Below are 6356 nucleotides of genomic sequence, written 5' to 3'. Positions count from 1 at the left end.
GACGAGGTTGATAGGTTCGAGGTGGAAGTGCAGCAATGCATGCAGCTGACGAATACTAATCGGTCGAGGGCTTAACCAAAACAGCTGACTAAGCAGCTAGTCGCTACGTCTAAACGTAGATGACAAATATTCTTTACGCAAGTTTCGTATCTAGTTTTCAAGGCGCAAATCACGCTTTGACTGTTTGGTGATGATGGCGGAGGGGACCCACGCGTTCCCATCTCGAACACGACCGTTAAGCCCTCCAGCGTCGATGGTACTTGAACCGCAGGGTTCTGGGAGAGTAGAACGTTGCCAAGCACAGATAAAGAGTCTTTTTGGAAGAAATTCCAAGAAGGCTCTTTTTTTTACATCAGTACAATGGATCATAACAAACCATACTAGCCCTATAAGGAGGGATTGGTATGGGTGGATGCTTGGCTCGAAAATGGTTAGGTGTTTTACTACTTGGTTGTTTGGTGATACAAGTCGTGGTCGTTAGCGGGTGTTCGGCCAAGATGGACGCTGCTAGGGAGGAGATGGAGGCGCCGCTTCAATCCTTAAACAGCTTTACCGAGAGGAAGCAGCCTGCTCCTAATGCAGAAGCGGAACCGAAGCAAGCAATCCCTCCGACAGAACCGCCAGTCGAGCGGCAAATGCCTGCTAAGAAGGTGGTCAAAGGCATTTATGTATCGGCTTGGTCAGCGGTAGGGAATAAATTCGACCAATTGATTAACTTGGTGGATCAAACGGATTTGAATGCGATGGTTATCGATGTAAAGAACGATTCAGGGCAAGTTACATATGCCTCGGCGGTGCCTCTGGTGAATGAGATTGGAGCTAACAGCAACGTCATTATTCGCGATATGAAGGGCACGCTGCGGAGGTTAAAGGATAAGCAAATTTATACAATTGCGCGTGTTGTTGTTTTTAAAGATCCCTATTTAAGCAATAAGAAAAGCAATTATGCGATGAAGACTCATCAAGGCAGTGTTTGGAAGGATAACAAAGGAATAGCTTGGGTGGACCCTTACAAGGAAGAGGTATGGGACTATAATATTCAAATTGCGAAAGAAGCCGCTCAGTTAGGATTTGACGAAGTTCAATTCGACTATGTGCGATTCCCCGAAAACAGCAAAAGGGTTGACGCGGAGGTTAAGTTCAATAATCCGAAGAAATGGACAAAGGCACAGGTCATTGAGACTTTTCTCAAAAAAGCTAAGGATCGCATCGGGGACCATGCCTATCTGTCTGCTGACGTGTTTGGCTTAACTACCTCCTCCGACAATGACATGGGCATAGGGCAAGATTGGTCTATGATCAGCAAACAGGTTCATTATATCTCGCCAATGCTGTATCCCTCTCATTATTCTAATGGGATGTACGGTATAAAATATCCTGATTTACAGCCCTATGCCGTCATTCATAAAGCTATCGTTGATGCAAAGGGGAAAAACGACAAGCTTATGCAGGCCAGTGCTCCTGCCGCTGAAATTAGGCCATGGTATCAGGATTTTACGGCAACTTGGGTAAAACCGCATAAGACATACGGGAACGTGGATGTGAAGGAGCAAATTAAAGCAGCTAAGGAGCTGGGTGTTGAACAATTTTTATTATGGAATTCAAATAGTCTGTATACCTATCGTTAACCGAATGTTCTTATTCGGATGCTTGAGGCTCTCTGAAGGGTTCCTTTTCCTTGACACGAAAAATGGGCTTTTGTTAAGATTGCATTCATATACAATGAGCAGGCTGCTTATGACCTAGTTTTTGAATAAAAGTGATTCAAGGAGGAGTATGTGTTGTGAGGGAAGACAAGTTTGGTAAGGAAGGCTTGACGTTCGACGATGTGCTGTTGGTGCCAAGGAAGTCTGAAGTGTTCGGTAAGGAGATCGACGTTTCGACGGTGCTTGCGTCTCATGTGAAATTGAATATCCCGTTCATTAGTTCGGCAATGGATACTGTTACGGAATCGGCCCTGGCGATTGCAATGGCGAGAGAAGGCGGGATCGGGATTATTCATAAGAATATGCCGATTGAGCTTCAAGCCGAGCATGTAGACCGCGTTAAGCGCTCAGAGAGCGGCGTTATTACAAACCCTTTCTCGTTAACGAAGGAACATCACGTTTATGACGCTGAAGAGCTGATGGCGAAGTACCGTATATCGGGTGTGCCAATCGTTGACGAGGCGAATAAGCTGGTTGGGATTATTACGAACCGTGACTTGCGTTTTGTGCATGATTACTCGATCAAAATCAAAGAAGTTATGACGCAGGAAGGCCTTGTAACAGCTCCGGTCGGCACGACGCTTCAGCAAGCGGAAGGCATTCTGCAGAAGCATAAGATTGAGAAGCTTCCTTTGGTCGACGATAATTTCGAGCTAAAAGGTCTAATCACAATTAAAGACATTGAGAAGGCCATTCAGTTCCCTAACTCCGCGAAAGACGCACAGGGCCGTTTGCTGGTAGGCGCGGCTGTCGGTGTTTCCAAGGATGTTATGGACAGAGCGGCGGCGCTTGTTAAAGCCGGAATAGATGTAATCGTAGTAGATTCAGCACACGGCCATCACATTAATATCGCAGAAACGGTCAAAAAGATTAGAGCGCAATATCCGGATCTTCCTATCATCGCAGGAAATGTAGCTACAGGCGACGGTACGCGCGATCTGATCCAAGCTGGAGCATCCATGGTGAAGGTTGGCATCGGGCCGGGATCGATTTGTACGACAAGGGTTATTGCAGGGATCGGCGTACCGCAAATTACAGCGATCTATGACTGCGCGCAAGCGGCTGCCGAGTTCGGAGTTCCCATTATCGCCGATGGCGGGATCAAGTACTCCGGCGATGTGGTCAAAGCAATTGCCGCTGGGGCAAGTGCGGTTATGATCGGCAGTCTTTTTGCCGGAACGGATGAAAGCCCGGGGGAATCGGAGATTTTCCAAGGACGTAAATTTAAGGTTTACCGCGGTATGGGTTCTTTGGGTGCGATGAAAGAAGGCAGCAAAGACCGTTATTTCCAAGAGAATGAGAGCAAGCTTGTCCCAGAAGGTATTGAGGGGCGCGTAGCCTACAAAGGGCCGATGGCGGACACCGTGTATCAACTCGTTGGCGGTCTTCGTTCAGGCATGGGCTATTGCGGCGCGCGTAATATCCAAGAATTGATTCACGATACGCAATTCGTGCGGATCACAGGCGCTGGACTAAAGGAAAGCCACCCTCATGATATTCAAATTACTAAGGAAGCTCCGAACTATTCTTTGTAATTGTCACATTTTGGTTATATTTGGAGGCGCGGGATTTGAACCTGCGTCTTCTTTTTTTTGTCTAATAGGGTGTGTTACAATATAAAAATGGGATAAAAATGACTAGGGAGAGTGGAGTTGTGAGATTTTTTAGTTTTACAAAGAAAAAGATTGCTTTGGCGTTAGGTGTTAGTTTAATAGCTCAATCCGTACTTTTACATATACAACCGGCTTCTGCCGCTGATACAAAAGCACCGGCTGCTACTACAGCTCCAACGACTGCAACAACAGCAACAACTGGAAATGAACTGAAGGTCAGCGCCAAATCTGCCATTATCATGGAAGCTAGCACAGGCGCCGTTCTCTATGAAATGAATGCTGATGAAGCGCTGCCGCCTGCTAGTATGGCGAAAATGATGACAGAGTATCTTGCCATGGAAAGCATCAAAGAAGGCAAATATACGTGGGATTCGAAAGTAACGGCATCCAAGAATGCCGCCGCTGTCATTGGCTCCGGACAATTAATCGCTGAAAATGAAACACTGACTTTTAAAGATATGTTTAACGCTATGTCCATTTATTCCGCGAATGACGCGTCTGTGGCTTTTGCCGAGCTGCTCGGGGGCGGATCGGAAGAAAACTTTGCGAAAATGATGAATGAGAAAGCCAAACAATTGGGCATGTCCGACAAAGCGCACTTTATCAGCGCTACGGGACTATCCCGTGCCGATCTGAAGAACCCGCCGCAATCCATTGAGGGCGAAACGAAAATGACAGCGCGGGATGCGGCAATTCTTGCCTATAACATCCTGAAGGATCATAAAGAGGTTTTAGAATTTACGAAAATTCCGTCTTTGAAGCTCAGACCGACCGATAAAACGCCGATGATCAACTGGAACTGGATGCTGGAAGGCAATTCAACCAATACAAATTTCAAGAAATATGCTTATCCAGGGCTGGATGGTTTGAAAACAGGTTCGACGGATGATGCCGGCTACTGCTTTACAGGGACTGCTGAAAGAAACGGGATGCGCCTGATCACGGTTGTTATGGGCACTAAGACAGAGCCTGAACGTTTCAATGAAACTAGAAAGCTCCTCGATTACGGATTCAATAATTTTGAAATTAAACCATATCTAAATGCGAAACAAGAAATAGATTCTTTGAAAATCGTAAACATTAAAAAAGGCGTTCAAACGCAAGTTCCTGTTGTAACTAAAACCGGGTTAACGTTTGTAACGAAAAAAGGTGCAAAAGACACGGAATTTAAAGTTACGGCACAAGCCTTGGAAGAGAGCAAACTGGTAGCTCCAATTGCCAAAGGCGACGTGCTCGGCAAAGTAACGGTGGACTACAATGGACAAGTAAAAACCGTAGATCTTATTGCCAATGACGATGTCGAAAAAGGAAGCTGGATCCGGTTGTTGTTCCGTTCTTTCAAAAACTTCTTCAGCGACCTGTTTAAAGGGATAAAGGGTGGCTCCTAGACCAGATAATGGGTTGTATAATGCCCCTCCTTCATGTAAAATGTTTGTTTAGAAGTTTACTATCGAATCGTGTAGGAAACTGTATAAAATCGCACTCAGGTATAGGAGGAAATAAAGAATGGAAACAGGAACATCCCGCGTTAAAACAGGTATGGCCGAAATGCAAAAGGGCGGCGTTATTATGGACGTTATGAACGCCGAGCAAGCAAAAATCGCAGAAGCAGCTGGTGCCTCCGCTGTTATGGCGCTAGAGCGCGTACCTGCTGACATTCGTGCGGCTGGCGGGGTATCCCGTATGGCTGATCCGACTATCGTTGAAGAGGTTATGAAAGTCGTATCCATTCCGGTTATGGCGAAAGCAAGAATCGGGCACTTTGTAGAAGCGAAAGTCCTGGAATCTCTGGGCGTTGACTATATCGATGAGAGTGAAGTTTTGACACCAGCGGACGAAGTGTTTCACATTAACAAACGCGATTTCACAGTTCCTTTCGTTTGCGGGTGCCGCGATCTTGGCGAAGCACTGCGCCGTATTGGCGAAGGAGCATCCATGCTTCGTACCAAAGGTGAGCCAGGAACAGGCAACATCGTTGAAGCTGTGCGCCACATGCGCATGATTCAAGGGCAAATTCGCAAAGTACAAGCGATGTCCAAAGATGAATTGATGTTCGAAGCGAAAACGCTTGGAGCTCCATACGAATTGATGCTGCAAGTTCATGAAACAGGCAAATTGCCGGTTGTTAACTTCGCTGCAGGCGGTGTGGCAACTCCGGCCGATGCTGCGCTCATGATGCATTTGGGTTCTGACGGTGTGTTCGTAGGTTCCGGTATTTTTAAATCGGACAACCCAGAGAAATTCGCCAAAGCCATCGTAGAAGCTGTAACGCACTATACAGATTTTAAATTGATCGCAGAAATCTCCAAAGGCCTAGGTACCCCTATGAAGGGAATCGAAATTTCCAAGCTGCAAGCTTCCGAGCGTATGCAGGAGCGCGGCTGGTAATGACGAAGATTGGGGTTCTCGCGCTTCAGGGCGCGGTAGCGGAGCATATTCGCGGCATCGAGAAGGCAGGCGCTGAGGGCGTCGTCGTAAAGCGTACGGAGCAGCTTGCCGACCTTGATGGCATTATTCTACCTGGCGGAGAGAGTACGACAATTGGCAAGCTGATGCGCACGTATGGCTTTATCGATGCGCTTCGGGAATTTTCTGCGGCAGGCAAGCCGATCTTCGGCACCTGCGCAGGGTTGATTGTCATCGCGAAGGAGATCACCGGACAGCCGGAAGCTCATCTTGAGCTGATGGATATTACGGTGGCTCGCAACGCGTTTGGCCGTCAACGCGAAAGCTTTGAGACGGATTTGCCGATCAAAGGCATTGACGAGAACGTTCGCGCGGTGTTCATCCGTGCCCCGCTGATTGAGAAAGTGGGACCCGGTGTGGATGTATTGGCTACGTATGACGGCCAAATCGTCGCGGCGCAGCAAGGACATCTTCTTGCGGCCTCGTTCCACCCTGAGCTGACAGACGATTTCCGTCTGCACAGCTACTTCTTAGATATGGTAAAGCAAAGTCAAGCATAATTGATGGTACAAGCACCTTGATTTCACCGGAAATTCCGGTAAGGGTGCTTGCTTCCATATACAACCATTTT

At 47.2% G+C, this 6356-nt stretch carries 5 protein-coding genes and 2 rRNA genes; all 7 read left to right on the top strand.

The window, feature by feature from the left end:
- Window positions 1–79: ribosomal RNA gene (locus tag AC3WRW_RS10120) — 23S ribosomal RNA — on the top strand; the annotation flags it as partial.
- A gap of 104 nt (window positions 80–183) precedes the next feature.
- Window positions 184–300 (top strand): 5S ribosomal RNA (rrf, locus tag AC3WRW_RS10115).
- 104 nt (window positions 301–404) lie between these two features.
- Window positions 405–1628: a putative glycoside hydrolase gene (locus AC3WRW_RS10110; protein WP_492546192.1), complete on the top strand. Its 1224-nt coding sequence runs from the start codon at window positions 405–407 to the stop codon at window positions 1626–1628.
- Window positions 1629–1783: 155 nt separating this feature from the next.
- Window positions 1784–3241: an IMP dehydrogenase gene (gene guaB / locus AC3WRW_RS10105; RefSeq protein ID WP_492546191.1), complete on the top strand. Its 1458-nt coding sequence runs from the start codon at window positions 1784–1786 to the stop codon at window positions 3239–3241.
- A gap of 119 nt (window positions 3242–3360) precedes the next feature.
- The gene (locus AC3WRW_RS10100; protein WP_492546190.1) at window positions 3361–4707 is read left to right on the top strand and encodes a D-alanyl-D-alanine carboxypeptidase family protein; all 1347 of its coding nucleotides are present in this window, start codon (window positions 3361–3363) and stop codon (window positions 4705–4707) included.
- A 118-nt stretch (window positions 4708–4825) separates the two neighbouring features.
- On the top strand, window positions 4826–5707 hold the full coding sequence (gene pdxS / locus AC3WRW_RS10095) for a pyridoxal 5'-phosphate synthase lyase subunit PdxS (protein ID WP_492546189.1): 882 nt from the start codon (window positions 4826–4828) through the stop codon (window positions 5705–5707).
- A complete protein-coding gene (pdxT, locus tag AC3WRW_RS10090) occupies window positions 5707–6285 on the top strand; it encodes a pyridoxal 5'-phosphate synthase glutaminase subunit PdxT (protein WP_492546188.1) in 579 nt (192 codons plus the stop codon). Before pdxS ends, pdxT begins: the two co-directional genes overlap by 1 nt.
- The last annotated feature ends 71 nt before the right edge of the window (window positions 6286–6356 follow it).

Source organism: Paenibacillus sp. FW126-R14 (assembly GCF_058789495.1).
The sequence above is the reverse complement of the archived record's forward strand: the minus strand, read 5'-3'. Positions and strand labels throughout refer to the sequence as shown.

Coding starts and splice junctions, on each gene's coding strand:
- AC3WRW_RS10110 (WP_492546192.1), top strand. CDS start 405: ATGGGTGGATGCTTGGCTCGAAAATGGTTAGGTGTTTTACTACTTGGT.
- pdxS (WP_492546189.1), top strand. CDS start 4,826: ATGGAAACAGGAACATCCCGCGTTAAAACAGGTATGGCCGAAATGCAA.
- pdxT (WP_492546188.1), top strand. CDS start 5,707: ATGACGAAGATTGGGGTTCTCGCGCTTCAGGGCGCGGTAGCGGAGCAT.